At 69.9% G+C, this 26,618-nt stretch carries 20 protein-coding genes and 1 pseudogene; 13 read left to right on the forward strand and 8 right to left on the reverse strand.

The window, feature by feature from the left end:
• Window positions 1-165 precede the first annotated feature (165 nt).
• Both BXA10_RS28465 and BXA10_RS28470 read left to right on the forward strand, forming a co-directional pair.
• On the forward strand, window positions 166-687 hold the full coding sequence (locus BXA10_RS28465) for a hypothetical protein (protein ID WP_076473933.1): 522 nt from the start codon (window positions 166-168) through the stop codon (window positions 685-687).
• 220 nt (window positions 688-907) lie between these two features.
• Window positions 908-1,190, forward strand: a pseudogene (locus BXA10_RS28470) (transposase family protein); the annotation flags it as partial.
• Between the two features lie 262 nt (window positions 1,191-1,452).
• Here BXA10_RS28470 and BXA10_RS28475 read toward each other — a convergent pair.
• On the reverse strand, window positions 1,453-2,325 hold the full coding sequence (locus BXA10_RS28475; protein WP_076473934.1) for an SDR family NAD(P)-dependent oxidoreductase: 873 nt from the start codon (window positions 2,323-2,325) through the stop codon (window positions 1,453-1,455).
• 191 nt (window positions 2,326-2,516) lie between these two features.
• On the opposite strand from BXA10_RS28475, the gene BXA10_RS28480 reads away from it, so the two are divergent.
• Together BXA10_RS28480 and argS are read left to right on the forward strand one after the other, a co-directional pair.
• Complete coding sequence (locus BXA10_RS28480; protein WP_076473935.1) at window positions 2,517-3,380, forward strand: helix-turn-helix transcriptional regulator; 864 nt, start codon at window positions 2,517-2,519, stop codon at window positions 3,378-3,380.
• A gap of 416 nt (window positions 3,381-3,796) precedes the next feature.
• Window positions 3,797-5,515, forward strand: a complete 1,719-nt coding sequence (argS, locus tag BXA10_RS28485; protein ID WP_076473959.1) for an arginine--tRNA ligase — start codon at window positions 3,797-3,799, stop codon at window positions 5,513-5,515.
• A gap of 85 nt (window positions 5,516-5,600) precedes the next feature.
• Here the strand turns inward: argS and BXA10_RS28490 are convergent, their stop codons facing one another.
• The gene (locus tag BXA10_RS28490; RefSeq protein ID WP_076473936.1) at window positions 5,601-6,212 is read right to left on the reverse strand and encodes a YdeI/OmpD-associated family protein; all 612 of its coding nucleotides are present in this window, start codon (window positions 6,210-6,212) and stop codon (window positions 5,601-5,603) included.
• Window positions 6,213-6,383: 171 nt separating this feature from the next.
• Between BXA10_RS28490 and BXA10_RS28495 the strand changes: the two genes are divergently transcribed.
• The 7 genes from BXA10_RS28495 (at window position 6,384) to fxsT (ending at window position 18,926) form a co-directional block, all read left to right on the forward strand.
• A complete protein-coding gene (locus BXA10_RS28495; protein ID WP_139338208.1) occupies window positions 6,384-6,680 on the forward strand; it encodes a CU044_2847 family protein in 297 nt (98 codons plus the stop codon).
• 16 nt (window positions 6,681-6,696) lie between these two features.
• Window positions 6,697-10,119 carry a tetratricopeptide repeat protein gene (locus BXA10_RS28500; protein ID WP_076473938.1) on the forward strand — a complete coding sequence of 1,141 codons (3,423 nt, stop codon included), beginning with the start codon at window positions 6,697-6,699 and terminating at the stop codon, window positions 10,117-10,119.
• Between the two features lie 238 nt (window positions 10,120-10,357).
• Window positions 10,358-10,534, forward strand: coding sequence for a hypothetical protein (locus BXA10_RS31155; RefSeq protein ID WP_217696879.1), 177 nt, complete (start codon window positions 10,358-10,360; stop codon window positions 10,532-10,534).
• A gap of 15 nt (window positions 10,535-10,549) precedes the next feature.
• Window positions 10,550-12,904 (forward strand): FxsB family cyclophane-forming radical SAM/SPASM peptide maturase, encoded by a 2,355-nt coding sequence (locus tag BXA10_RS28505; protein ID WP_076473939.1) that lies wholly within the window; start codon window positions 10,550-10,552, stop codon window positions 12,902-12,904.
• Window positions 12,901-13,713, forward strand: a complete 813-nt coding sequence (locus tag BXA10_RS28510; RefSeq protein ID WP_076473940.1) for an AAC(3) family N-acetyltransferase — start codon at window positions 12,901-12,903, stop codon at window positions 13,711-13,713. Before BXA10_RS28505 ends, BXA10_RS28510 begins: the two co-directional genes overlap by 4 nt.
• A 120-nt stretch (window positions 13,714-13,833) precedes the next feature.
• Complete coding sequence (locus BXA10_RS28515) at window positions 13,834-14,997, forward strand: hypothetical protein (protein ID WP_076473941.1); 1,164 nt, start codon at window positions 13,834-13,836, stop codon at window positions 14,995-14,997.
• 5 nt (window positions 14,998-15,002) lie between these two features.
• Entirely contained in the window at window positions 15,003-18,926 is a 3,924-nt protein-coding gene (gene fxsT / locus BXA10_RS28520; RefSeq protein WP_076473942.1) for an FxSxx-COOH system tetratricopeptide repeat protein, read from the forward strand.
• Between the two features lie 27 nt (window positions 18,927-18,953).
• On the opposite strand, the gene BXA10_RS28525 is transcribed toward fxsT, so the two are convergent.
• Together BXA10_RS28525 and BXA10_RS28530 are read right to left on the reverse strand one after the other, a co-directional pair.
• A complete protein-coding gene (locus BXA10_RS28525) occupies window positions 18,954-19,898 on the reverse strand; it encodes an alpha/beta fold hydrolase (RefSeq protein ID WP_245828609.1) in 945 nt (314 codons plus the stop codon).
• Between the two features lie 82 nt (window positions 19,899-19,980).
• Window positions 19,981-20,958 (reverse strand): helix-turn-helix transcriptional regulator, encoded by a 978-nt coding sequence (locus tag BXA10_RS28530; protein ID WP_076473943.1) that lies wholly within the window; start codon window positions 20,956-20,958, stop codon window positions 19,981-19,983.
• Window positions 20,959-21,012: 54 nt separating this feature from the next.
• Between BXA10_RS28530 and BXA10_RS28535 the strand changes: the two genes are divergently transcribed.
• Complete coding sequence (locus tag BXA10_RS28535; protein ID WP_076473944.1) at window positions 21,013-21,696, forward strand: alpha/beta fold hydrolase; 684 nt, start codon at window positions 21,013-21,015, stop codon at window positions 21,694-21,696.
• A 65-nt stretch (window positions 21,697-21,761) separates the two neighbouring features.
• Here BXA10_RS28535 and BXA10_RS28540 read toward each other — a convergent pair whose 3' ends face one another.
• The 3 genes from BXA10_RS28540 to BXA10_RS28550 all read right to left on the reverse strand — a co-directional run bounded on the left by BXA10_RS28540 (window position 21,762) and on the right by BXA10_RS28550 (window position 24,169).
• Complete coding sequence (locus tag BXA10_RS28540) at window positions 21,762-23,006, reverse strand: RNA polymerase sigma factor (RefSeq protein ID WP_076473961.1); 1,245 nt, start codon at window positions 23,004-23,006, stop codon at window positions 21,762-21,764.
• Between the two features lie 130 nt (window positions 23,007-23,136).
• Window positions 23,137-23,493 carry a YciI family protein gene (locus tag BXA10_RS28545; protein WP_076473945.1) on the reverse strand — a complete coding sequence of 119 codons (357 nt, stop codon included), beginning with the start codon at window positions 23,491-23,493 and terminating at the stop codon, window positions 23,137-23,139.
• 190 nt (window positions 23,494-23,683) lie between these two features.
• Window positions 23,684-24,169, reverse strand: a complete 486-nt coding sequence (locus BXA10_RS28550) for a COG4315 family predicted lipoprotein (RefSeq protein WP_076473946.1) — start codon at window positions 24,167-24,169, stop codon at window positions 23,684-23,686.
• A gap of 178 nt (window positions 24,170-24,347) precedes the next feature.
• On the opposite strand from BXA10_RS28550, the gene BXA10_RS28555 reads away from it, so the two are divergent.
• Entirely contained in the window at window positions 24,348-25,376 is a 1,029-nt protein-coding gene (locus BXA10_RS28555; RefSeq protein WP_076473947.1) for a CHRD domain-containing protein, read from the forward strand.
• Window positions 25,377-25,853: 477 nt separating this feature from the next.
• On the opposite strand, the gene BXA10_RS28560 is transcribed toward BXA10_RS28555, so the two are convergent.
• On the reverse strand, window positions 25,854-26,558 hold the full coding sequence (locus BXA10_RS28560) for a class F sortase (RefSeq protein ID WP_425436132.1): 705 nt from the start codon (window positions 26,556-26,558) through the stop codon (window positions 25,854-25,856).
• Window positions 26,559-26,618: the final 60 nt, after the last annotated feature.

Raw genomic sequence — 26,618 nt, forward strand, 5'->3', positions numbered from 1 at the left:
AACAAGCGCGGCAAGAGCTGTGGAAAGCACGAGCCAACGGGCTCATCGACTGACCCCTGAACAGCCAGCTCACGAACTGTCACTGCCGTACTAGGAAGGCCGCACCAGGGCCAGGACGAGAAGCTCCAACGCGTAGCTCATTTCCGGGGGCGTAGGTTCGCTTGCGTGGTCGACCTGCCGCTCGCGTCCGCGTTCACGGTCTTCGACGACCAGGACTCGGGATGCCTGTCCTACGGCGTCGAGGACGCCGGGCGCCGCTGGTTCGTGAAGAAGGCCACCAGCGTGCAGGCCCGACTCTCACTTGTCCGCGCCGCGCACTTCCACACCGCGGTTCAGCACCCGGCGATCATCCGCCCCGCACGGGTCCTCGACCGGCCGGACGGACCCGTGCTCGTCTACCCCTGGCACGACGGCACGGTTCTCAACCAGGCCACCAGGCACGACTCGAACCGGGCCGCACTTGCCCGGTTCCAGCAGTTGCCGCTCCCCGAGGTCGAGGCGGCTGTCACCACGATCCTCGACGCGCACGTGGCGGTCACGGCGGCCGGTTACGTCGCGCTCGATCTTTATGACGGCTGCTTCCTCTACGACTTCGACAGCCGGCGGTTGTGGCTGGTCGACCTGGACGAGTACCGGCCCGGTCCCTTCACTCTCGACGCCGACCGCCTGCCCGGATCCCGGCGCTAAATGGCCCCGGAAGAGTTCGTCCGGGGTGCGAGCATCGACCAGCGGACCACGGTTTACACACTGGGCCGCACCATCGCGCACCTGCTCGACTCCGCACACGGCTGGCGAGGCTCCCCGGCCCAGAAGCGGCTCGCGACGCACGCCACCCGGCCGACACCAGAAAATCGGCTCTGTCTCACATTCGGTGGTTACCGAGGGTGGTCGATGTCGTTGAGGTCATGTGTGCAGGACCGGTGATCTTACGAAGCTGGTGTTTCTCGGGGCTGTCGCCGCTGGTGATCGACGATGTCACGGACGAGGGTGAGCGGATTCTGGTGCGGGCCCGGACTCCTGGAGGGATGGTGGCCTGTCCGGGCTGCGAGGCGGTGACGGGTCGGGTGCACGGTTATCACCAGCGGACCGTCGCGGACGTGTCGGTCGATGCTCGGCCGGTGGTGGTGCGGGTACGCGTGCGCCCTCTGGTACGCCCGACGCGGGGCTGCCGTCGCACGTTCCGTGAACAGCCAGTTGTAGAAGGCGCTGTGGGTGACGCCGAAAAGGCGGCAGAGCAGACGGACCGGGTAGGTGTCTTCTCCGCGTCGATGAACCGGTACACGTCAGCCCGGTTCACCGCTCCGTCTCGCGTGCGAAGAAGACCGCGGCTCAACGACTCTTGTCAACTCTGTGGGAGCGATGGCTGACGGCCGCTGGCCGGTCCCGGTGGCGGTTGCCGGGACCGGCCAACTGATCGAGCCGCCTGCTGCCCCAAGCGGAGTCAGCGCGTCGTCAGGAGATCTTCCATTCGATCGGCTGCTCGCCCGGTCCCGGGATCAGCGCGGTGAACAGCGGACTGGGCTTTGCGAGGACGGCGTTACGGAACTCCGCCCAGTAGCCGTCGGTGCCCAGGATCTGCTTGGCGCTGGGAATGGCTGCCGAGTCCGGCGCGGAGTAGTAACGCACCTTGGTGTTGTCCCCGTCGACGGCGGCTCGGTACACGACGTCGGCGGTGATCGACGGGTCGGAGCCGGTTGGCGCGTTCTTGGAGAAGAACGCATCGATTCCAGGCTGATAGTCCGCAGGGACGTCCTGCGCAATGTCGATCTTCGTGAAAATGCGGGTGGAGTGCTGTCCGGGCAGGACGGCCTTGACCGCGATGCCGAAGGCGGCCACCTCCAGGCTCATCCCCTCGCTGAGCGTCGCCACGGCTGCCTTGGAGGCGGCGTAGACGGCGCTGTACGGATAACCCTGCTCGGCGGTCAACGAGGAGATGTTGATGATCGTGCCGGAGCGCTGGGCGCGGAAGATCGGCAGGAAGGCCCGGCTGAGCGCGATCAGTCCGAACACGTTGGTCTGGAACTGCCGGTGGATCTGGTCCATGCTGCTCACCTCCACCGGCCCCATCTGGTAGAAACCCGCATTGTTGACCAAGACGTCGACCTGTCCGAACTGCTCCACGGCGGTCTGCGCGAAGGGGCCTGCCGCCTGCTCGTCATCGACGTCCAGCAGCAGCGTCCTGACCCGCTCCAACTCGTCGTGCACCGTCAGGTCGGCCTCCTTGCGGACCGTCGCGACCACGTTCCAGCCTTCGGCGGCGAACTTCTCGACGATGGCCCGGCCTATTCCAGTCGCGGTACCGGTCACCACGATCGTTTTCGACATGGAGGGCTTCCTCTCCTATTAGTCCCGGCCCGGACATCCGTGCCCGCTATGGGCTTTGCTGCTGTCCGGGCAAGTGATGGCTTGCTGGTGCGTCCTAGTTTCATCGCGGCAAATCGGGCCGGCCAGGTTCGGTTCTTCATGGGAAAGACAGTCCCAGGTATCCGCCGAGGCCCGGGGGTAGATTGGGTTTCATGTCCAAGCGCCCGGCGTCCAGCGTGAGCAATCCGCTTGCCGAGTTTCTGCGGGCGAGTCGTGCACGTATCCGGCCGGACGACGTCGGCCTACCCGACGGCGGCCGGCGGCGCCGCGTTCCCGGGCTGCGCCGTGAAGAGGTCGCCCAGCTGGCCAATGTCAGCGCGGACTATCTGGCCCGGCTCGAGCAGGGACGCGTCACCAGTGCGTCACCCGAGGTCCTCGACGCCCTCGCGGACGCGCTTGGTCTCGACCGCGACGGCCGGGAGTACTTGCACTCGATCGCAGGGCCGAAACAGCGCCCAGGATTCCGTACTCAGACCACGTCGCGGGTTGACCCGCAGACCCAGCGATTGCTCGATAGCCTGTACGAAGTTCCCGCCTACGTTTTCGGCCGGAGACTGGATATCCTCGCCTGGAATCCCCTGGCCGCTGCCTTGTTCACCGATTATGGGGCACTGCCGGAGCGGCACCGGAACCTTGTCTGGCTCACTTTTCTCGATCCGGCTTACCGGGTATTGAACACCGACTGGGCCAGGGCCGCGCAGGAATGCGTCGCCTATCTACGTATGGAGGCCCGGAACTACCCGAGCGATCAGCGCCTGGCCGAACTTGTCGGGACTCTCTCCGTCAAAGACGCGGACTTTCGCACCTGGTGGGGCGGCCACCTCGTGACCGGCGCGGCACTGCGCCGCAAGATCTACCAGCATCCACTGGTCGGTCCGCTCACCCTCGATTCGCAGCAATTCGACGTCAGCGGCAAGTCCGACCAGCACCTCGTGGTGTTCACCGCCGAACCGGACAGCTCATCCCACGAGGCACTGAAGTTGCTCGCCCAGTGGGCGAACACGCCGGTGGCTTGAAATCCCCGTTCCGAAAGTGCCCTTCCTCCGATTCAGCATCGTGGTTGTAGACCTGTTCTATGGCCGGGACTGTCCGAGAAGATCGACACTCCGACGTGGTGAAGCTGCTGGCCGAGTGGCGAGCCACCTGCCCAATCTGAGTCGGGCGTTCGTCGGTTCGGGAAAAAGGCGTTGCGCGGCCGCCGGCCGGTCCCGCTAGGCTGTCGGCATGATCAGCTCGCGCGTGTTCCCGGCGGCGTCCCACGACGTCCTGTTCGGCGCGCTGCGACGCCGGCGCTCCAACGACCGCCTGCGCTGAGCGACCTTCTCTGCGACCGGCGGATCGAGCCGCCGGTCATCGTCGATCGTCCTCGGTCCGCCCGCATCCTCATCCGGTGATCCGCGCTGCGGATCCGAGCGAGATCGGCGGCGTACCCATGGATCTGGAGAAACTCCTTACCGACCGGCTGGCACCGGCGTTCGCGAAGGTGGCGGACGAGCCGGCGGACCCGGTCGTGCGGCGCTCTCAACGGGCTGATTTCCAGTCCGATGCGGCGCTGGCACTGGCCCGGCGGCTCGGCCGGTCACCGCGCGCCATCGCCGCCGAGGTGCTGCGGCACGCCGAGCTGGCCGACCTGTGCAGTGTGGTGGAGGTCTCCGGGCCGGGCTTTCTCAACCTGACCGTCGCCGACGAGGCCTTGGCCGGGCTGGTCTCCGCGCTGGCCACCAGCCCGCGGCTGGGAGTGCCGGTGGCGGCCTCGCCGGAGACCGTAGTGATTGACTACTCAGCGCCCAACGTGGCGAAGGAGATGCACGTCGGGCATCTGCGATCGACGGTGATCGGCGACGCGGCGGCCCGGCTGCTGGAGTGGCTGGGGCACCGGGTGCTGCGGGCCAACCATCTGGGCGACTGGGGTACGCCGTTCGGCATGTTGATCGAGCACCTGGTCGACCTGGGCGAGGTCGAGGCGGCACAGGGTCTGTCAATGGGTGACCTGGACTCGTTCTACAAGGCGGCTCGGGCCAAATTCGACGCTGTCGAGGCGTTCCGGGAACGGTCCCGGCGGCGGGTGGTGGCGTTGCAGCGTGGCGATGAGGCGACGCTGCGGCTGTGGCGGTTGCTGGTGCAGCAGTCCGCGCGGCATTTCCTGACCGTGTACGACCTCCTCGACGTGACTCTCACCGAGCGGGACTTCCACGGTGAGAGCAGCTACAACGACGTGCTCGGCCCGGTGGTCGAGGACCTGGACCGGCTGGGACTGCTGCGGGAGAGCGAAGGGGCGGCGTGCGTGTTCCCACCCGGCTTCGTCGGGCGGGACGGCGCGCCGCTGCCGTTGATCGTGCGAAAGTCCGACGGCGGGTACGGCTACCCGGCGACGGACCTCGCGGCGATCCGGCACCGGACTGGCACGCTGGGCGCGACCCGGCTGCTCTACATGGTCGGGCTGCCACAGCGGCAGCACTTCGAGATGGTCTACGCCGCCGCCGCGCAGGCCGGATGGTTGGCCCCGCCGGCCCGGGCCGAGCACGTCGGGTTCGGCTCGATCCTCGGGTCGGACGGGCGGATGCTGCGCAGCCGGGCCGGCGAGTCGGTGAAGCTGGTCGGGCTGCTGGAGGAGGCGATCGCTCGGGCCACCGCATTGGCCCGGGAGCGGAACCCGGAGCTGGACGAGGCTGAGGCGATCGAGGTGGGCCGGGAGGTCGGCATCGGCGCGGTCAAGTACGCTGACCTGTCCAGTGACCGGCACCGGGACTACGTGCTCGACTGGGAGCGGATGCTCTCGCTGGACGGCAACACCGCGCCCTACCTTCAGTACGCGTACTCGCGGATCCGGTCGATCTTCCGACGGGCCGGGGTGGCGGCCCAGCCGGAAGCGGAGATCTTGCTAGTCGAGCCGGCCGAGCGGGCACTCGCCTTCGAGTTGATCGGCTTCGGCGGGGTGGTCGGCGAGGTGGCGGTGAACCTCGAATTCCACCACCTCGCCGGGTACCTGTACCGGCTGGCCGCGGCGTTCAGCGCGTTCTACGAGCGGTGTCCCGTGCTGCGGGCCGACCCAGCGGTCCGGGAGAGCCGGCTGGTGCTCTGCGACCTGACCGCCCGGGTGCTCCGGCAAGGCCTCTACCTACTCGGCATCCGGACCCCGGAACGGATGTGATCAGGTACGTGACGTCTGGAGACGACGCCCCCGGCCGCCGTAAAGGCTGCGTGACGCGCGATGCGTGGTAGAGCAGCGCGCGCGATCAGGAGGACGGCGGGTTCGTAGGCTTGGCCTTCTGCGGGTGGATCGTTTCGTGGCGGGCCAGCATGGCGACGAACTCGGCGATCTTCCGCTCCCGGGTCTGCGCCCGTTTCACGGCATTGAGGCGGTAGATGAGGGCGAACCGGTTGGTCTTGGTGAGTACGTCGAACATGGCCTGGGCGGCGGGGTCGGCGGCGATGGCGGCGAGCAGGTCGGCCGGCACCTCGGCTTCCGACGACGGGGCGTAGGCCGCCGCCCACCGCCCGTCCGCCTTCGCGGCTTCTACCGCGGCGCGGCCTGGGGGCAGCATTCGTCCCTCCGCCTCCAGCCGGGCCACGTGGGTGACGTTGCGCTGTGACCAGGAGCTGCGCGGCGTGCGCGGGGTGAACCGGATCCAGGAGGTTTCCTGATCTCGTTTACGGGCCTGCCCGTCGATCCAGCCGAAACAGAGGGCCTCGTCGACCGCCTGCTGCCAGGTCAGCGTCGTGACTGTGCCGCCCTTCCTGGTCAGGGCGAGCCATACGCCGGGCGATGTGGCGTGGTTGGCCAGTAACCACGCGCGCAGCGCGTCGGCGTCCGCGACGATCAACTCATCCAGTTCCGCGCTCGCCATGATGGCAGGCTAGCCCTGCTGCCCGAGGACCGGTGCCAGACCCCGGCCCAGGTGGCGGAAGCGTCCAATCCGGACACTTGCCTGCCTGTGGCATCTTTGCGCGTGCGACCAGTCAACGTGAGCCGATTTCGTCGATCGGGGGACGTCATGCAGCCGGACCATCCTCGGAAGGTGCGCGTGGAGCCGGTGCAGGCCGGTGACGTGGAGTTTTTCGTGGAATTGACGGAGGAAAGCGGCCCGGAGACCGTCGGCGCGGGGAGGTTGCTCTCCTTCGACGGGGTGCGCGAGACGGTGCAGGCGGTCGCTGTCGAGCTGACGCAGGTCTGGCAGCAGGTCAAGCCGGCGGAGGCGACCGTGGAGTTCGGGCTGTCGCTGACCGCCAAGGCGGGTCCGCTCACCGGCCTGATCGTGTCGGGAGACGGATCCGCCACCTTCAAGATCACTCTGGTGTGGAGAGACGGTTCGTGACCGGATCGGGCCCCCGATGAGTGGCGCGGCCGTCAACTCCCGGCAACTGCGCCGGCACGTGGTGCGCGTGGACGCCCTCGCCGGCGGCCTGCTGGGCAGCGGGTTCTTCATCGCGCCCGGCTGGGTGGTCACCGCCGCCCACGTCCTGTTCGATCGCGCCCGGGGAGACTTCCACAAGGTGGTCGTGACACCCGCGGCCGGCGATGTGGGCGACGTGGCGGTGCGCGCCGACGTGGTGGCGTCCTCCGAGGTGCCGGACGGCACAGCGCTGTGGCCCTTTCCGGACCTGGCACTGCTGCGATTGCACGACAGCGAGCCGTGGGTGAGCCGTCATCCCTGCGTGTGGGCGGCGAACGGCGAGCCCCTGGGCGACGACTGTCACGCCTACGGCTTTCCGCCTCGCGAGCTGCGCGGGCCGTCGTACGGCGCGCCGGCCCGGTTCGCCTTCGAAGGCGTCGACGGTGACGGGTTCTTCCGGCTCAAGCTCGGCCAGGCGGCCCCGGGCCTGTCCGGTGCGCCGTTGCTGTGCCCGACCCGCCGCGCCGTGGTGGGTGTGATGACCGGGACGCGGGATCGCTCCAGCGACCTGGGCGGCTGGGCGGCGCCGATCTCCGCGCTGCTCGGCGAGATGCCGGGCGTCCCCGATGAGTTGATCCATCACGGGCGCAGCCTGGTCCGGCAGGGGACCGAAGCGGTGCTGGCCGATCGCAGCACCTGGCACGCGGTGGTCCCGGTCACTGTTCCCGAGGAGCTGTGGCCGGACTGGGACGGGTTCCAGCGGGAGCGCAACTCGTTGCCGGCGGAGATGCTGCTGGCCGACTCGCGTGTCGTGCCCTACCGGTTGCGCGACGAGGACCTTCGGCGGGCGGTGCGCTGGTGCGAGCAGCCCACCGCGATGGAGGTGTGGCGCTTCGCCGGCGTCGGCGGTGCCGGGAAGACACGCCACGCGATCGAACTGTGCCGGGTGATGGCGCAGCGGGACTGGCTCGTCGTGCGGTGGACCGAGTTGACCGCGCTGCCGGCCGCCGTGCAGGACGTCGCGGGCCTGCCGCTGCCCCGGCTCATCGTCATCGACTACGTCGAGGCGATCGCGGTCGACACGCTCCGCTCGCTGCTCGACAAGCTTCGCGCCCACGCCACGCCGCTCGCACCGGTGCGGGTGGTGTTCCTGACGCGCACGGCCGCCGCTTACCCGTTGGGCGGCGGTGACGTCCTGCGTGAGATCGGCAAAGGGGCGGGGCCGGCGCTGCGGAAGGTGCTCAACAGCAGCGGTGACGCGGTTGCCATCCGCCGCATCTCGCTGCCAGAGCGTCGCGAGCTCTACGAGGCGGCTTTCCGGGCGTTCCGGCGTGCCTGGCTGGGCGAGGAGCTGACGCCGCCGGTGCCGGTGCCGGACCTCGCCAGCAAGCGGTACGAGGTCCCGCTGGAGGTGTTGCTCGAGGCGTTCGACCGCGCGCTGTCAGGTAGTCCCGCGACGCGGGACCGGCCCCCGGTGGATCGCGCGCTCGATCACGAGGCGCGGTACTGGAACAGCCGTGCGCCGGCCGCGCTGTCCGAGGGAGCGCGGCGCGCGGCGGTGGCCGTGGCCACCCTCGCCGGGGCGGAGACCGACGAGCAGGCCGATGCGCTGCTGCGGGTGCTTCCGGAGCTGCGTGGGGGCGCGCGGGCCGCGTTGCGCGGCGAGACGGCGGCCTGGCTGTCCGAGCTCTACGCCGGGGCCTTGCACATCAATCCGGTACGGCCCGATCTGCTGGGAGAGGCGCTGGTGGCCGAGGTGCTCGCGGGTCAACGCGACGGCGGCAGGGAGTTGCTCGGGGCGGTGCTCGGGCTCGACGACGGGGCCCAGGTGGCGCGGAGTCTCGACCTGTTGGCCCGGCTGGTCGTCACCAACGCGGCGGTCGTGGGCTGCGTCGCGGCCGCATTGTTCGATCGGCACCGGCAGCTGGTCGAGCGGGCCGAGACGCGCGCCGAGGGCACCGCCGACCGGCCGGGAAAGCTGGATCTGGCGATCGGCCTGCAACGGTTGCTCGGCGGTGCCGTCGACACGCGGATGGAGGAACTGGCCCGGGCGGCCCCGGCCGGCGATGTCGAGCTGCTCGAGCTGTCCGTGTCGTACAGCAGGATCGGCGATCTGGCGCGGAACTCCGGTCAGAGTGAGCGCGCCGAGCGGCTCTACGGCCGCGGTCTGTCCATTCGTAAGCGGTTGTCGCGGGCGCACCCGGACGACGACCGCCTCGCCCGTGAACTGTCCATCTCCTACAACAAGCTGGGTCGACTGGCGTTCCGGCTCGGGCAGATCGAGCGCGCCCGCGGGCTGTACGAGAAGGGGTTGGCGATTCGTGAGCGGCTGGTGAGCCGGCACCCCGACGACAGCGACCTCGCCCGGGACTACACGGTCTCTCTGGACGGTCTTGCCGAACTCACCCGTGAGGCGGGTGACAGCTGGCGGGCGGAGCGCCGGTACCGGGAGGTGTTGGCGATCCGTGTGCGCCTGTGCGCGGAGGACCCGGCGAACACCACGTACGCCCGTGACCTGTCGATCTCCTATGACGTGCTGGGTGATCTCGCGATGGAGGCGGGGCGACCCGGCGAGGCGCGACGGCTGTACGAACAGGGGCACCGCATCCGCGAGCGGCTGTGGCGCGACGATCGGGAGAACACGACGTACGCCCGCGACCTGTCGAATTCGTATCACCGTCTGGGTGAGCTCGCTTTCGAGGCCGGCTGGTTCAGTGAGGCGCAGCGTCACTACGAGCGGGCGTTGGAGATTCGGCAGCGGCTGCATGCGTCGCAACCGCGCAACACGCTGTTCGCCCACGACCTGGTGGTCTCCTACGGTGGGCTCGGTGAGCTGGCGGCCCGCGAGGGGCCGCTGGACGAGGCCGAACGGCTCTACCAACTGGGGTTGGCGGTTGCCGAGGATCTGCTCGCGGCGGAGCCGCGTGATGTGAGCTTCGCCCGTGACGGCCTGTTCTTCTACCTCTGGCTGGGTGATCTCGCGCTCCGGCGCAGGAGGAACCCGGAGGCGGCGCAGTTCTACCGGCTCGGCCGCAGCCGGGCCGAACGGCTGCTCGCCGGTGAGCCGGACAATCCGTCGTTCGCGCGTATCTTGGCGACCTTCTACGAACGCCTGGGCATGGTGGCGTTGGACGCCGCCGCGGGTGCGATCTCCGTCGACGCGGAGACGCTGTTCAGTGCGGCGGTGCATTTCCGTCGCGGCCTGTGGGTCAGGGATCAGGGGAGCGTGGAGCTCGCCGAGGAGCTGGCCGGGTCGCTGCGGTGGTACAGCCGGGTCGCCGATCAGGCCGGCAGCGAACGGGCGATCGCGGAGGCGCGGGAGGCGCTCGAGCTGTTCGAGGGCTCCGGGTCGCTCAGCAGGTCCGCGCGGGACCTGCTGGACCAGCTACGGCAGTCGCACCCGCGCGATGACCAGTGGTAGCCGTTATCGGTCAGCCGCGTGGGGTGATGCGAACTTTCGACCGAATGGATAGTGTTGTCGTCAATACCTCCGGGTGATCCTGAGGTACGGAGGCTCGGCCGTCCATCGATGTGGCTGCAGGCCGTGACCTCCACACCATCCCACACAGTGCCAGCCTCCGATTACCGGGGTGCCCTGCGCCGGATCGTCGCCGACCGACCAGGGCATTCGTCGTAGAAAAGCAGAAAAGAGCGACCTCGTGAAGACTTTCGAGCAGCAGCGGGCGACCATGACCGAGTCGCTCGGTGAGGTGCGGCGTACACCGTTGCACGAGATCCCTGTCGACCAGGCGACGGACATCGTCAGGAAGGTCATGCGCCACCGCGAAAATGCCACGGGTGCTGTTGAGGTCGCTCGGTTCGGATCCGTCGCCTGACATGCGTCGACCGTCGTGACCGTCCCCGGATCGCCGCCGGCGACCTGGCCCATCAGCCAGTACGTGCTGAAGGTCCACAGCCGCTGCGATCTCGCGTGCGACCACTGCTACATCTACGAGCACGCTGACCAGAGCTGGCGCGGCCGCCCTCGGTACATGGATCTGGATACCGCGTCGGCGGCCGCCGGACGGATCGCCGAACACGCGGCGGCGCACCGCCTGCCCGCGGTAACCGTCGTGTTGCACGGCGGCGAACCACTGTTGCTCGGTCCGCACCGCATGCGGGAGATCCTTCATGTACTGCGGCGACGGATCGAACCCGTCAGCCGGCTCGAGCTGCGGATGCAGTCCAACGGCGTTCGGCTGTCCGAGGAGTACTGCGACCTCTTCGCCGAGTACGACGTCCGCGTCGGCGTCTCACTGGACGGCGACCGCCCGGCCAACGACCGCCACCGCCGGTTCCCGCACGGGGGCAGCAGCCACCCGCAGGTCCTGCGCGGTATCGGGTTGCTGCGCCGGCCTGCGTACCGGCGGCAGTTCGCGGGCATCCTCTGCACGGTCGACATCGCCAACGACCCCGTCGCCGTCTACGAGGCGTTGCGGGCCGAGGAACCGCCGCTGGTCGACCTGCTGCTGCCGCACGCCACCTGGGCGATCCCGCCGCAACGACCGCCCGGCCAGGCCACGCCGTACGCGCGGTGGCTCCTGACCGTCTACGACCGCTGGACCGCCGACGGTCGGCCGATACCGATCCGGTTGTTCACGTCGCTGCTGTCCACCGGGGCGGGTGGCCACAGCGGCAACGAGTGGGTCGGCCTCGACCCGGCGGACCTCGCCACCATCGAGACCGACGGCACCTGGGAACAGGTCGACTCGCTGAAGATCACCTACCCGGGCGCACCCGCCACCGGGATGAGCGTGTTCACCCACGCAGTGGACGAGGTGTCGGCGCTACCCGGCGTCGCCCGCCGGCAGACCGGCCTGGACGGACTGGCGGCGACGTGCCGTGCCTGCCCGGTCGTACGCCAGTGCGGCGGAGGGCTGTTCGCGCACCGGTACCGCGAAGGTGCCGGCTTCGACAACCCGTCGGTGTACTGCGCCGACCTCAAGGAGTTGATCGTGTCGATGAACACGCGGACGGGAGCCGCATCGGCCCCCACCCCACCAGAGGTCGACCGTGAGGGCGCGGACCTGCCCGACGGTCTGCTGGACCGCATCGGCTCCGGGTGCACCGACGAGGACGACCTCCGGTTCCTCAACGGTTCCCACCTGGCGATCACGCGGGCGCTGCTCGTGCGGGTGGCCGACCCCGGATCTGCGGCCACCCGGCCCGGCTGGGAGGTGCTCACGCGGCTGGACCAGGAGGCACCCGAGGCGGTCGAGGAGACGCTCGCCCACCCGTACGTCCGCGCCTGGGCCGCCGAGGCGCAGCCGGGACCGGGCGGTGTCGATGGTGGAACCGGCGCCTATCTCGCCTGCGTCGCCGCGGCTGCCGCCGTACGGGCAGGCACCCGCGTCGAACTCGACGTTCCCATGCGGGCCGGCGTGATCCACCTGCCCTCGGTCGGCGCGGTGGTGCTGCCGACCCCGACCACCGGCACCGCGACGCTGACCGTGACACCGCGCAATTGGACCGTCCGTCACGGCGGTGAGCGGGCACGGATCACGTTCCCCGACGCGCCGGGCGCGGGCGAGCCGCAGGTGACCGGTGCCCGCTGGCAGGGCAGCCGGCGGCTGCCGTTCGGCGGATCCTCGATCCTGTTCGAGGATCTCGATCCCTACCGTGACTGCCACGACTGGAAGGCAGCCGAGCGGGTGCACCCACCGCAGCTCGCCGCGTGGGGTGAGGCTCTGGCGCGCGCCTGGGAGGCCATCGAGGCCGACGTCCCACACCAGGCGTCCGTCGTCGGCGCCGGGCTGCGCGCGGTGGTACCGCTGCTCGACGACCCGGCCGGCACCCTGCGCAGCTCGACGGCGCGGCAGGCGTTCGCGTCGATCGGTCTCGCTCGTGCGGACGGCCCCACCACCGCGGTCATGATCGTGCACGAGTTCCAGCACAGTGTGCTGGGCGCCCTGCTCGACCTCTGCGACCTGTTCGACCCCGGACACAGCGGGCGGGTGAAGGTCGGCTGGCGCGACGATCCACGCCCGATCGAGGGGGTGCTGCAGGGCACGTACGCCCACCTCGCCATCACGAACATCTGGCGACAGCGGGCACGCCGCGACGGCGCCGGCAGCGTGGCGTACGAGCGTCACCGGCAGTACCGGCAGTGGACGGAGGAAGCGGCCGACGCGCTGCGCGGATCCGGCGCGCTGACCCCCGCGGGTGAACGGTTCGTCGATCGCATCGCCGAGGCGTTGACGAGTTGACGGCGACGACGGCGACGACCGGCACCGTCGCGTCACTGAGCGAAGAGTTCGTTGCGGCGGGCGTCACCGCTGGCCGTACCGTCCTGGTGCACACGTCCATGCGCGCGGTGGGTCCGGTGGACGGCGGTGTGGCCACGGTGCTGGCGGCGCTGCGCCGGGTGATCGGGCGGGCGGCGGTCGTGGTGTCCGCACAGACCCCGAACAACTCCACCTCCAGCCCCGCCTTCCGGGCGGCGACCCGAGGAATGACGCCTGCCGAGGTGGCCGGTCACATCGCCCGGATCGAGGGGTTCGACCCGGCCACGACGCCGTCGTTCGGCGTGGGCGTGTTCGCCGAGCACGTGCGCCAGGACCCGGAAGCTGTGCGCAGCACACATCCGCAGGCCTCGTTCGCCGCGCTGGGGCACGGCGCGGCGGAGTTGATGCGCGTCCACGACCTGGAGTGTCACCTCGGCGAGCGGTCACCTCTGGGCGCGTTGTACGAGGCGGACGCGACCATCTTGCTGCTGGGCGTCGGCTACGGCGCCTGCACCGCCTTCCACCTCGCGGAGTACCGCCTGCCGCGGCGGCCGACACGCGAATACTGTTGTTTCCTCCGCGACGGCGACGGCGACGGCGACCGGCGCGTACGGTGCGACTTCACCGGCCTCGACCTGGACGACGGCGACTTCGAGTTCCTCGGGCGGGCGATGGAGACCTCACCCGACGTCGTGGTGACCCGAGGCAGGGTCGGACGTGCGCGCACCCTCAGCATGCCGATGCGCCGAGCGGTCGACTTCGCCGTCGGCTGGATGGCCCGTAACAGGTGATCGACCGTTCCTGGTATGTACCCACGCTTTCACGTATTGTGATGGCCGCGCAACGCACAGGACGGTTGGGGGCGTGGCGGTGGGGATCGGCTCGTCGAGCTTCATCGTGGGCAGGCCGCAATGAGGCCGGAGGAGCCCTCACCGACCGGCGGGCAGGAGACGTTCTACTTCTTCCTCAGCCATGCGCATCCGCAGCCCGTGGACCCGCACATCGAGGTCGACTACTACGTGCGGGTGGTGTTCCGCGACCTGTCCCACGCGGTCAGCAGCCGGTCGCGGGAGAAGGCCGACTGGTCCGTCGGGCTGTTCCGTCCGTGCGTGGACCCGCCGATCGAGCCCGACCGCGTCGACCGCGCCCTCGCCTCCACCGCCGTGTTCGTGGCGCTGCGGTCGGCGTGCTACGACGCTGACGAGCAAGCCGCCGTCGAGCGGGCCGCCTTCTACCGCCAACCGTCCACCCTGCACGACCGTCCGCCCCAGCAACGGCTGCTGCCGGTGCTGTGGGAGGTGCCGCCGGCCGCCGCGTCCTGGGCGACCCTCGACACCGCCCTGACCCCGCTGCCGCAGGTGCCGCAGTACGCCGAGACAGGGCTGGCCGCCCTGAGCCGCCGCCACGCGGACCGCGAAGCCTACGACCGGGTCCTGGCGTTCCTCAGCGAGTGGATCATCGACGTGGCGGAAGGCCGGCAGGTACCGGCGAGCGCCCACTGGCCCGGCACACCGCCACGCAAGGCGAAGCCGGCCTTCGTGATCGCCACGCTCGGCGTCCCCGCCGACAGCGACGACAACCCAACGGCGACCCGGCAACGACCCGCAGGGGACCTCGCCGTCGAAGGGCTGCTGCGGCAGGCCGCGGCACGCGTCGCCGAGTACGTGAACGGAGCCCGGTTCGACGTCCAGAAAATCGATGTCACCTCCGGCGACGACCGTCTCGGTAAACGTCCGACGGTGCTGCTCATCGACGCGGCGACGCTGGAGACGGACGGCGGGAGGGCGAAGCTCCAACAGCTCCTCCGGGCCCTGCCCACCTGGGTGCAGCCGCTGCTCGTGCCGGACAGCCTCGACGACGTGCGCCCACCCGGGGCCGACCTGTGGGACGGGCGGGGGGCGCCCGCCGCAGGCCCCCGGTGGGTTCCCCGACCACGCATCATGACCGAGCTCAACGCACCGGCCGCGGTCATCACCGCCGCGATCGACCGGGCCACCCGAAACTTCGACGACGAGCATCTGGTGGAGCGGCGGTACCCGCCGCGCCCGCGCTCGAACAGCCAACCGGAGGAGTAGCAGACATGACGGACGTCCGGGACGGTCAGATCGTTACCTTCTACTCCTTCAAGGGCGGCACCGGACGGACGATGGCGCTCGCGAACACCGCCTGGATCCTCGCCGCGAACGGCTACCGCGTCCTCGTCGTCGACTGGGACCTCGAATCGCCGGGACTGCACCGCTTCTACCGCCCGTTCATCCACGACGGCATGCTGCGCGGCGCCGGCGGTGTGATCGACATGCTCGTGGCATACGAGGGCGCGGCGACGGAGGCGGCCACCCGCGACCCCGCCGCGCCGGGTGAGCTGCCGCACGCCGCCTTCGCGAACGTACGGCGGCACGCCTTCTCCATCAACTGGCGATGGCCCGCCGGCGGGACGCTCGACTTCCTCGGGACCGGCCGGCACAACCACAGCTACAGCCGGTCGATCTCCGGCCTCGACTGGGACCACTTCTACGAGGTGCTCGCCGGCGGCGCGTTCTTCGACGCGCTACGCGCCGACATGAAACGCACCTACGACTTCACCCTCATCGACAGCCGCACCGGGCTCAGCGACGTCGCGGACATCTGCACCGTCCACCTGCCCGACACCCTCATCGCCTCCTTCACCCTCAGCGAGCAGGGCATCGACGGCGCCGCCGAGGTCGCGCAGTCGATCAGCCGCAAGACCCTGCCGCGGCGCATCCGGGTGCTCCCCGTGGCGATGCGCATCGACCCCGCGGAGAAACTCAAGGCCGACACCGGCCGGCTGGTGGCCCGCCAGCGGTTCGACGGGCTACCGGCGCACCTCAGCGACGAGGCCCGGGAGCGGTACTGGGCCGAGGTCCAGGTGCCGTACCTGGCCTACTACGCGTACGAAGAGACCCTGGCCACCATCGAGGACAGCTCGGGGGCTCCCGGCAACCTGCTGGGCGCCTTCGAGAAACTCACCGAGGTCATCACCGAGGGCCGCGTCACCCGGCTGCCCAGCATGGACGAGGCGGACCGGATGCGTCTCAAGGCGCAGTTCGTGCGGATGGCGGCGGTGCGCGAGACCGAGGTGACGCTCAGATACGAGGTGGCCGGCATCGTCTGGGCCGAGTGGATCTCCTGGATCCTGCGCGAGGCCGGCATCCAGGTACACGATCCCGGCCCGGGCGGCAAACCGACGGGACTGGCGGTCGTCGCTCGTCCACTGGTCGTCAACACCTCCGCCGACACCGTCGACGTGGGCCGGCCCAGCGCGTCACCACGGGACACCCGCCGACCGCTGACGGTGTACGTGGGCGCCACCCAAGCCGCCGCGTCGCCGGCGACCAGCGGCAACTCGACCCGGTTGAGCCGGCTGGAGGAACTCGCCGCCGCGGAACAGCTCCTGCGCCTGGTGGGCTTCCCGCCACCGAAGGCCGAGTTCCTCGTCGGCGCCCCCCGGTTCCCGGGAACTCCACAGACCGTCTTCCAGACCCCACCGCGCAACCTGCTCTTCACCGGTCGTGAGGCGCTGCTCGACCTGCTGCGGGGCAAACTACGGGCACAGAGCGATGCCGCCGTTCCGGTGGTCCTGCAAGGCATGGGCGGCATCGGCAAGACGCAACTGGTCACCGAGTACGCACACCGGTTCCGTGGCGCCTACGACGTCGTGTGGTGGATCGACGCGGACTCCACCGAGGACGTCGACAGCGCCCTCTACGACCTCGGCCGGCGGCTCGGGCTCGGCCTGTCCAGCAGCGTCCCCGAGGGCGCGCAGGCGGTGAAGCACGCCCTGTCGCGCGGCGACGCCGGCCTGCGCTGGCTGCTCGTCTTCGACAACGCCGAGCAGGCGGCACGCATCGAACGGCTGCTGCCCAGCGGCCCGGGCCACATCGTCATCACCTCCCAGGGCACCGACTGGGGCGAGCAGGCGCAGGTGATCGCGGTCGACGTCTTCGACCGCACGGAGAGCGTCAACCACCTCAGCCGGCTTCTGCCCACCCTCAACGAGCGCGACGCGAACCGGATCGCCGAGGTGCTGGGCGACCTGCCCATCGCCGTCGCGGCGGCCGCCGCGTGGCTCGTGGAGACCCGCTCACCGGTGTCGGAGTACCTGCAGGCGATCGAGGCGGGCAACCTCGACGCGCTCGGTTCCGAGAGCGACATCGGCCGGGTCGAAGCGGCGTGGCGGCTGTCGCTCGACCAGCTCAAAGCCCGCCGACCGGCGGCGTACCGCCTGCTGCAACTGTGCTCCGTGATGGCTCCCGAGGTGTCGCTCGACATCATCTACAGCAGCGCGATGGCCGAGTACCTGCGCGCGATCGACCCGACCGTCACCAGCAGACTGATGATCAACAGGCTGGTGGAGCAGATCAAACGCCTCGCCCTGCTGCGCCTCGACCAGCACAGCGAGTACGACAGCCAGAACACCGACCGCGACGCCGCGCGCATCGTGATCCACCGGCTGCTGCACACCGTGGTCAGGTCTCGGATGTCGGACGAGGAGATCGCCGAGACCCGCCACCAGGTGCACCTGCTGCTGGCCGCGCTGGCCCGCACCCTCGGCGAGGTGGATCTGCAGGACGAGTGGCGCAAGTACCGCACACTCTGGCCGCACGTCGAGATCTCCGGTGGAGCGATGTGCCCCAACGAGTCCGTCCGGGACCTGCTCGTCGACCAGGTCCGGTACTTCTTCCTCCGCGGCAACCCCGACGGCGGGCTGGAGGTCGCCGGGCGGATCGAGGACGTCTGGACCCGGCTGCTCGGGGAGTACGACGAGGCGCAGCGGCGGGAACTGCTCGTGAAACTCCTGCGGCTGCGGTTCAACAAGGCCAACATGCTGCGCGACAAGGGTGCGTTCCAGCAGTCCTACGACCTGAACCAGGCGATCCACGCCCAGCAGGTCGCGCTCCTGGGACGCGACCACGGCGACACGCTGATCACCGCGGCCGGCCTCGGCGGCGACCTTCGAGGCCTTGGCCGCTACGCCGAGGCCCTGACGCTGGACACCGAGACCTACGAGATCTGGCGCGCCGAGTACGGCGAGGACAACAAACGAACCCTCAACGCCCTGAGCAACCTCGCCGTCTCCTACCGGCTCATGGGCAAGATGGCCGACGCGATGCGCCTGGACCAGGAGGTCTACGAAGAGCGCCGACGCATGCTGGGCGAGCAGGACCTCTCCACCCTGCAATCGGCCACCTCCCTGGGCCGCGACCTCCGCGACGCGGGACACTACGAGAAGTCCGTCGAGCTGCTGACCCACGTGCGTGACGTGTACGCGGCAGTGATGGGGGAGACCAGCCGCTTCGTGTACGAGGCCGAGGCCAACCTGGCCGTCTCGTTGCGCAGCGCCGGCCGTATCCGGGAGGCCACCGATCTCCTCGAAGTGGCCTACCAGGAGTTGGTGGCGATCGTCGGACCGGATCACCCGGAGGCCCTGACCTGCCGCCTCAGCCGATCGGTGACCCTCCTGGAGCTGGGAGACTGGGAGCAGGCGGAAGCCGAGACCAGCGCGGTGCGGCACGCGTACGAGCAGCATCTCGGCGCCCGGCACCCGCACGGCCTGGTCTGCCTGAACAACCACGCCGCGGCGATCCGCGCCAGAGGCGACCTCGCCGAGGCCCGGACGCTGGCCCGGCAGTCCCTGGACGGCCTGCTCGACGTGCTGACCGCCCAGCACCCCTACACGGTCGCCGCGCAGATCAACGTCGCCGTCATCGAAGCCGACCTGCACCGTCACACCGAGGCGCTCGAGCTGATGGCCGGCGCCGCGGACCTGCTCAACGACCTGCTGGGCCGCGATCACCCGCACACCCTGCGCTGCGAGGCGAACCGGGCCCTCATCCTGCGACGGATGCACGGCAACGACTACCAGAACCAGACGGAGGAGGCGATCACCGCCGTGGCGGCCCGGATCGGCGCCAACCACCCCTCTGTGCTGGAACTGAAACGAGGCCGGCTGCTGCGCCGGGTCATCGACCCGCACCCGTTCTGAGTCGACCCGATGAACGCCCGCACCGCCTCACCAGCTGGACAACCACTCCAACATGTCGGGGAGGATCTTCACCGCGCCGAAGTGGGCGGCACCAGGCTGGACGTGGACCTCCGCGGTCCGGATCTGCCGGGCCAGCCACATGGTGTGGCTGACCGGCGCGAAGTTGTCCTGCTCGCCGTGCCACAGCCGCACCGGCCCGCTGATCGCCGAGAGGCTGAAACCCCAGTCCCGCCGCAGCGCCAGCACATCGTCGATCCAGCCCTGCGGGCCACCGCGCAGTGCCTCCCGGTAGGCCTGGGCCAGCAGGCGCCGGATCGCCAGATCCTGCACCACGTGCCGGTCCGGCCAGGTCATGTCGGCCTCCAGCTGGGTCAGCAGGCTCTCCGGGTCGCGCCGGGTCCGCTCCGCCTGCTGCCGCAGACGCTCCACCAGCCGCAGCCGGTCGGACGACGCGGCGGTGAAGTCGCTCCGGTTGCTCTCGGTCATGCCGGTGAACCAGTCCGGACCGGCCGCCTCGGGGTTGGCGAAACCCACGAGTACGGCCGTGCGGGCGACCGACTCGGAGAGCAACGCCGCACAAGCCAACGCGTGCGGGCCGCCGCCGGAGCGACCCACCACCGCGAAGCGTGAGATGCCGAAATGCCGCGCGATCGCGGCGACGTCCTGAGCGGCACCGGCCACCGTCCGGCCCGGGCGAGGCGTCGACCCGCCGTACCCGGGCCGGTCATAGCTGATGAGACGGATACCGTACCGGTACAGGACGCTGCTACGGGGCTTCGGTCCGCTGCGGCTGCCTGGCGTGCCATGCAGAAGGAAGATCGGAACTCCGTCGGGCTTGCCAGTGATCTCGACAGACAATTGGCCGCCGCCGGCACTCGTCGTGAACCGCTCCTCCGTTGCCAGGTCCGCTCCCTTCCCGCACAACCGGAAGCCGCGCGAGGCGGCGCCGCCGCCATCGGTCGCCGTCAACACGCTTAATTGAAGAGCTTAGCTCGCATTGCCATCACCGCCGGCCATGCCGCGCAGTCAGTCGTGGTCGTACCCGAGCAATCGATCAGGGGGTGGGCCGCGCACCGGCGGGCGAGACTGCCGCGCCGAAACGGGCCGCGACCGCCGCCACCGCGGCACGTAGTTCGGGGCCTTCCTCCACAGAGAAGTCGAACGGGACGGGTGCCAGCCACTCCTGCGCGTACATCGCGGGATTTCCGGTGCTGCCGACCAGTACGCATCGATCGCCGTCCGGCTGGAGGCGGCCCATCGGCGGCCGGATCCAGGGTGCCACCTTCTCCCACGGCGCGTGGAACACCACCCGGGTGGGGTACTTCCAGCCCGCGCCCAGATGCTCCTCGAGCGCAGCCACCGGATCCAGGTCGTCGGGTGGTGTGAAGGCGTGCGGGGTCTGCCGTACGGCCCGGATCCGGTCGATCCGGTACGTGCGGACCGCGTCCGCGCGGAGCGAACGGCACAGCAGGTACCAGCGCCCATACCGCACCACGACCGCCCACGGATCGACCTCGACGTCCCGCTCCTCGCCGCTCCCGCCCCGGTAGGTGACCATGACGCGGCGCCGATCGGCGACGGCGGCGATGAGGGCACTCGTGATGGCGGGATCCGGGCGGGCCGAATGCCGGTCGGGGGTGGCCGCGGCGTACGCCCGTAGCGCCGCTGCCTGCCGTCCAACGCTTTCCGGAAGGGCCCGGATGACCCTGCTGAGCGCCGAGCCGACCAGGTCGTCGGCGTCGATGGCGTTCGGCTGCCCGTCGAGCACGGCCATGACCAGAACGAGGGCCTGTTCCTGAGTGAAGACGACCGGCGGGAGCCGGGTGCCGCGGCCCAGCCGGTAGCCCCCGTACGGCCCGCGGGTCGACTCGACCGGGATGCCGGCCTCGCGAAGGATGCCGACGTAGCGCCGCGCGGCCCGTTCCGTCACGCCCAGGAGCGAGGCGAGTTGGTCAGCAGTCGTGCCGGGACGTTCCTGCAGGATCTCGAGCGCGCGCAGGGCGCGGGCGGTGGGACTCGGACCGGTTGGCACGACGGCGAGAATACCCGGAAGGATATCGTCCGGAATTGCCGTTAGGTTGGTGCGATGACCGCAGAACAGATCGTGCTACTGGGTGGCCTGTGGCTCGACGCATCGGCGTGGACCGGCGTCGCGTCAGAGCTGGAGGACAGCGGCCACCACCCGGTGCCGGTCACCCTGCCCGGTCAGGGTGACGGGAACCGGTCGGCGACGCTGGCCGACCAGATGACCGCGGTGCTTGCCGCCGTGGATGCGGGGCGTGGCAGGTCGGTGGTGGTGGGGCACTCCGCCGCCTGCACCCTGGCCTGGATGGCAGCCGACGCGCGGCCCGACCGAGTCGCGAAGGTAGTGCTGATCGGCGGGTTTCCATCGAACGACGGACAGCCGTACGCGGACTTCTTCGAGATCACCGACGGCGTCATGCCGTTCCCGGGTTGGGGCCCGTTCGAAGGCGCCGACGCGGCCGACCTGGACGAGCAGGCGCGGCGTGCGTTCGAAGCGGCCACGATCCCGGCCCCGGCGGGCGTGGCCAGGGGCGTCGTACGACTGACGGATGAGCGGCGGTTCGACATACCTGTCGTGATCGTCTGCCCCGATTTCACGCCAGAGCAGGCGCGGGAGTGGATCGCTGCGGGTGACGTCCCCGAGCTCGCCCGGGCCAAGCACGTCGAACTGGTCGACATCGATTCCGGACACTGGCCGATGGTGACGCGGCCGGCAGAGCTCGCGCGGATCCTGGCCGCGGTGTAGCCCGGCGCGGTCGAGCCGCACAACAAGTGCGAACGGGGCCGGCATGGGCTGATTCCGAGTGCCGGTCAGCCGGCGAGCTGGTCGCGGCGGCGGGTGAGGTAGGCCCGTTCCGCGGGATTGCCGGCGAGACCGATGGCCTGGTCGTACGCCGCCCGCGACTCACCGCCGCGCCCGAGCCGCCGCAACAGGTCGGCGCGTGCGGCGTGGAAGGCGTGGTAGCTGTCGAGGACCTCGGCCAGCCGGTCGATCTCGGCGAGCCCGACCCCGGGTCCGTCGACTTCGGCGACTGCGACCGCCCGGTTGAGCCGCACGATCGGCGAGGGATCGAGCAGCATCAGGCGCCCGTAGAGAGCGACGATGGTGGACCAGTCGGTGTCCCGGGCGGACGGGGCATCCGTGTGGACCATGTTGATCGCGGCCTGCAGCTGATAGCGCCCGGGCGGGTCACCGCCGGCCGCTACCGCCTCGATCCGCTCATGGACCAGGGCCTTGCCCTCCGCGATGAGGGTGCGGTCCCATGCGCCGCGATCCTGCTCGTCGAGAGTCACCAGCTCCCCGGTGCGGGACACCCGCGCCGGCCGTCTTGCGTCGGTGAGGAGCATCAGAGCGAGCAGGCCGACCACCTCGCCGTGGTCCGGGAGGAGAGTTCGGAGCAGACGGCCGAGGCGGATCGCCTCGTCGGTGAGGTCGACGCGCACCGCGTCGTCCCCCTCGCCGGCGAGGTAGCCCTCGTTGAACACGAGGTAGACGACCGCGAGCACGCCGGCGACCCGCTCGCGGATGTCGTCGGCTGAGGGCACCCGGTAGGGAATGTGCGCCGCTTTGATCTTTGCCTTGGCGCGGGTGATCCGTCGCGCCATCGTGGTCTCCTGCACCAGGAAGGCGCGGGCGATCTCGGAGACGGTGAGGCCGCCGAGCAGGCGCAGGGTGAGCGCCACCCGCGCCTCCATCGCGAGCGCAGGGTGGCAGCAGGTGAAGATCAGTCTGAGCCGGTCGTCCCCGACCGGGCCGGTCGGCTCAGGAGGGCTGTCGTCGTACATGAGCCGGGCCTCCTGGTGTTTGGCGTCGCGCTGCGACTCGCGACGGAGCCGGTCGATCGCCTTGCGGGTCGCGGTGGTGGCGAGCCAACCGCCGGGGTTGGGCGGTACGCCATCGCCCGGCCACCGTTCCGCAGCCGCAAGGAACGCTTCGGCCGTCGCCTCCTCAGCGACGTCGAGGTCGCCGAAACGGCGCGCGAGGCCGGCGATCACCCGTGCCCACTCCTCGTGGTGGACACGGGTGATCTCCTGCTCGACGCTGGGACCGGTCACGGCGCCGGTGGCGTTCGGACCGGTTCCTCGGTTCGGAAGGGACGCACCCCGACCGTGCCGCGGCACGCTTTCGACCCCTCAGTGCGGCCGGCCGGCCCGTAGACGAACAGCAGGTACCTGGGCACCTCGCTCATTTCTCCCCGGGGCCTCGGAACCGGTGTACCTCCTGCGGCCAGTCGAGCGCGGTCGCGAGCCTGCCGGCCCAGTACCGGGCGGCCTCGTCGTCGGGCACGTCCACGACCGCGAAGCCGCCGAGGTGCTCCTTGGTCTCGACGTACGGGCCGTCGGTGAAGACGGGCTTGCCGTCGACCGCCTCGACACTGCACAGCGCCGTGGAACGGTCGAGCGCGCCGTTGGTGAAGATCAGGACACCCTCGGCGCGCATCTCCGCGACCACAGCCCGGCTGGCCGTGCCCTTCGCACGTAGCTCCTCCGCCGTGTGCTCGGGCACCCACTCATCGTTGAAGGCGATCAGGTACTCCGTCATGCTCGTCTCCTCTCAGTCCCCGGACGAGGGCCTTCCCGACTCCTCGTGTCCGGCGGCCAGCCGGCCGCCGCACACTGGCTCCACGAACGGCTGGGCCCTGATACGACACCATCCCGGAAAATCGAGCGTGACGGCTCGTGGCACTCCGGGCCTACAGGGACCGGTTGCCGTGGACGTCAAAAGGCGGCCGCTACGGCATTGTCTTGATGAGCTTCCCATCGGCGCCGACGACGAACCACACGTCATCGACACCCTGTCCGTCGACATCCCCAGGGCCGACGTCACCGACGTAGTAGTAGAGGGGCCAGTCGCCGTAGGTGGCCTGGCTGGTTCCCTCCGCTCGATCGGTCTGCGAGAGCAGTTCTCGGCTAGCGCCCGTCCCGGTCGTAGCGGGTTCACGACTGATCAGAGCCGGCCAGGTGGCGACGCATTCGTCGGTGCAGCTGCTGGTGCGGCCCTTGTCGTTGCGGAACGCGTACAGCGTCCGGCCATTCTGATCGGTCAGGATGGGCCCGAGGCTCGACTCCTCCACCTTGACGCGCACCGCATTCTGATCCCCGGCACCCGGGCGTCCCGCGGTGGTGGGTGCGCCCTGGCCGGCGGGGCCGGATGTGCTGCCGCATGCGGCGGTGGTGGCGATCAGAACCACTCCGAGGATGATCATCGGAGTGCGCATGGGAATCTCCTTCGAGCCGTTGACGTATGGGGTCGCGGTTTACACGAGTCATCGCTTCCCGCGGTTCAATCCGTCGCGTCAGAATTGATCATGAACCGGAAGCCTCCCCGGCTCGTGTCCGCGATGAGTCGTGCCACGCAGACCCGCACGGCATCCTCTCCCCGAAAGGACACGCTCCATGCGAGCTCCCCTTCTCGCTGTGTCGAGCCTGGTGCTTGGTTTGACTCTCGTCGCGGCTGCGGGCAGCCCGGTGACGGCGGCCACGCCGTCGGCCGCCACGCACGCGAGCACCGCGACATCACCGCCGGACCATGACATGGCCGACATGACGCACGGTGCGCCGAACGCCACGCCGGACAAGTCAGCCGCCATCGAACGCGCCAAACTCAAGCCGAGCTACTTCGCGGCCGAGATGAACGGCCTGAACCTCGTGCAGGCACCGGGCCAGCCGGCATTAGCTGGGCGGATCCTCGGCGACCGCGACGGCAGCGCCACCGGCCTCGTCCGGGTGCAGGGCGACCGGGTCACGTTCGCCTTCTCCTGGACGGGCATCAGCGCCCCGACGGTGGGTCACATCCACGAGGGGAGCGCCGAGGTCAACGGTCCGATCAAACTATCGCTGTTCGCCACGCCGATGCCGGACACGGCGACTGCGGCCTCCGGTGTGGTGACCGTCGACGATCGGGCCACCGCCGACGCGATCCGCGCCGATCCGAGCAACTTCTACCTCAACCTGCACACCGAGGAGTTCCCCGCCGGCGCCGTACGCGGCCAGCTGCGCAAGCTCGCTCGGCCCGCCGACCTGCTCGGTCTGCTGAAGAACGGGGGAATGGAGAAGGCGTTCCTCTCCGGCGACCAGGAGGTCCCGGTCGCCGACGGGCCCGCCGTCGCTGATCCGACCGGACGAGCGGTCGCCTTCGTCAAGGCCCGCAACACCCAGGTCGATTACTCGTTCGCCTGGGTAGGTATCAACCCGACTCTCGGCCACATCCACAAGGGGCGACTCGGCACCAACGGCTCTGTGGTCGTCCCGCTGTTCGGCACTGCCGTCCCCGCCACGATCGTGGCCATCTCCGGTACCGCCACCGGCCTCGACTCCACGCTCGTCAAGGACATCGCCGAGCACCCGTCGGACTACTACGCCAACCTGCACACCGCCGATCACCCCGGCGGGGCCGTACGCGGCCAGCTCTTCAACCGACGCTGACCGTTACCGCCGGCATCAGGGCCGGATGGGCCCGCGGACACCACCGCGGGCCCGTCCGCTTCCTGAATCCGTCCGACAGTCCGGCAAGACGGCGCCTGCAACACATCAGGCGACGCGCCCGCGATCTGCTCGCACAGCAGTTCAACAGGGCGCACGCTCTCATATGCGGCCATCGCGCCGCACTATCGTTCGGCCTGGCCGTCTCGAAGGATCGCGCTGTGGCCGTCCCTCATCTACGCGACCCGTTCATCAGGGCAAGTGGTACGTCACTTCCACGAACGCAGCCAGCAGCCGCGGACCTCGTCGCCGGACGCCACGAGGGCTAGCAGCTTCGCCGGACGGAGACAGGTCGTCCGGCCGGTAGGGCGCTGCACCTGGTCCCCGTCCGGCGAAGTCTGACACCGGTGCCGCCCGAGCGTGGTAGTCGGTGGCGGAGTCAACGTTGGCCACCCCGCCTGGGTCTCGCGGACCACGGCCTCAGCTGGCAGGGGTGGGGGCTAGAGTCGCGAACACCACAATGTTGTCCTTGTACGACCGCGCTGCCTTGTCGTAGTCACCGCCACAGGTGATCACGCGCAGCTGCGCCTTGCCGGTGTGGCCGTAGACCAGCTCCAGCGGGAGCTGCTTCTTCGGGTAGCGGGCCACCCCGTCGACGATGAATCGGGCCTTCTTGCCGTCTGCGCGGAGCACTTCGATGGTGTCCTTCGGCTTCAGCTCGCCCAAGCGGAAGAAGACTGCCCGACCGGTGGCGCGTGAGTCGACGTGGCCCACCACCACTGCGGTCCCGACCTCGCCGGGGCTTGGTCCCAGCTTGTACCACCCGGCCGTCTTGGGCTGGTTCAACGGCGGGACCGCGATCTGCTGGTTCTTGTCCAGCCCGACCTGAGCCGTCGGCGCGTCAACGCCGATTCGCGGGATCTTGATGCGGGTGGGTTGCGATCGCGGCATCCCGGCCAACGTCTGCAGGCCGCGAACACTGCGCGCCTCGCCTTGAGTCGTCCCGGTGGTCGGCGACGCTTTGGCTTTGCTCGGCTTCGGCTTCGCCGTCGCCGTCGCCGTAGGAGTCGGGGTCGGTGTGGTGGGATCGTCCGCCGACGGTGACGGCAGGGATGGCGGTGCGGCGGCGAGGTCGGGCTGTGGCGGCCGGACGGGATCGGGAGCCATGGCCGCGAGCCCGATCAATCCTGCTCCGCCGAGCGTGACAAGGACGACCAGGAAGATGCCAGCGGCACGCCACGGGAA

It is taken from the genome of Micromonospora avicenniae, assembly GCF_900156065.1.
Classification (GTDB): Bacteria; Actinomycetota; Actinomycetes; order Mycobacteriales; family Micromonosporaceae; genus Micromonospora; species Micromonospora avicenniae.

Excerpts from the sequence above, each read along its gene's own strand:
- BXA10_RS28475 (WP_076473934.1), bottom strand. The coding sequence starts at position 2,325 with ATGTCGAAAACGATCGTGGTGACCGGTACCGCGACTGGAATAGGCCGG.
- BXA10_RS28480 (WP_076473935.1), top strand. The coding sequence starts at position 2,517 with ATGTCCAAGCGCCCGGCGTCCAGCGTGAGCAATCCGCTTGCCGAGTTT.
- argS (WP_076473959.1), top strand. The coding sequence starts at position 3,797 with ATGGATCTGGAGAAACTCCTTACCGACCGGCTGGCACCGGCGTTCGCG.
- BXA10_RS28490 (WP_076473936.1), bottom strand. The coding sequence starts at position 6,212 with ATGGCGAGCGCGGAACTGGATGAGTTGATCGTCGCGGACGCCGACGCG.
- BXA10_RS28500 (WP_076473938.1), top strand. The coding sequence starts at position 6,697 with ATGAGTGGCGCGGCCGTCAACTCCCGGCAACTGCGCCGGCACGTGGTG.
- BXA10_RS28515 (WP_076473941.1), top strand. The coding sequence starts at position 13,834 with ATGAGGCCGGAGGAGCCCTCACCGACCGGCGGGCAGGAGACGTTCTAC.
- fxsT (WP_076473942.1), top strand. The coding sequence starts at position 15,003 with ATGACGGACGTCCGGGACGGTCAGATCGTTACCTTCTACTCCTTCAAG.
- BXA10_RS28535 (WP_076473944.1), top strand. The coding sequence starts at position 21,013 with ATGACCGCAGAACAGATCGTGCTACTGGGTGGCCTGTGGCTCGACGCA.
- BXA10_RS28545 (WP_076473945.1), bottom strand. The coding sequence starts at position 23,493 with ATGACGGAGTACCTGATCGCCTTCAACGATGAGTGGGTGCCCGAGCAC.
- BXA10_RS28550 (WP_076473946.1), bottom strand. The coding sequence starts at position 24,169 with ATGCGCACTCCGATGATCATCCTCGGAGTGGTTCTGATCGCCACCACC.
- BXA10_RS28555 (WP_076473947.1), top strand. The coding sequence starts at position 24,348 with ATGCGAGCTCCCCTTCTCGCTGTGTCGAGCCTGGTGCTTGGTTTGACT.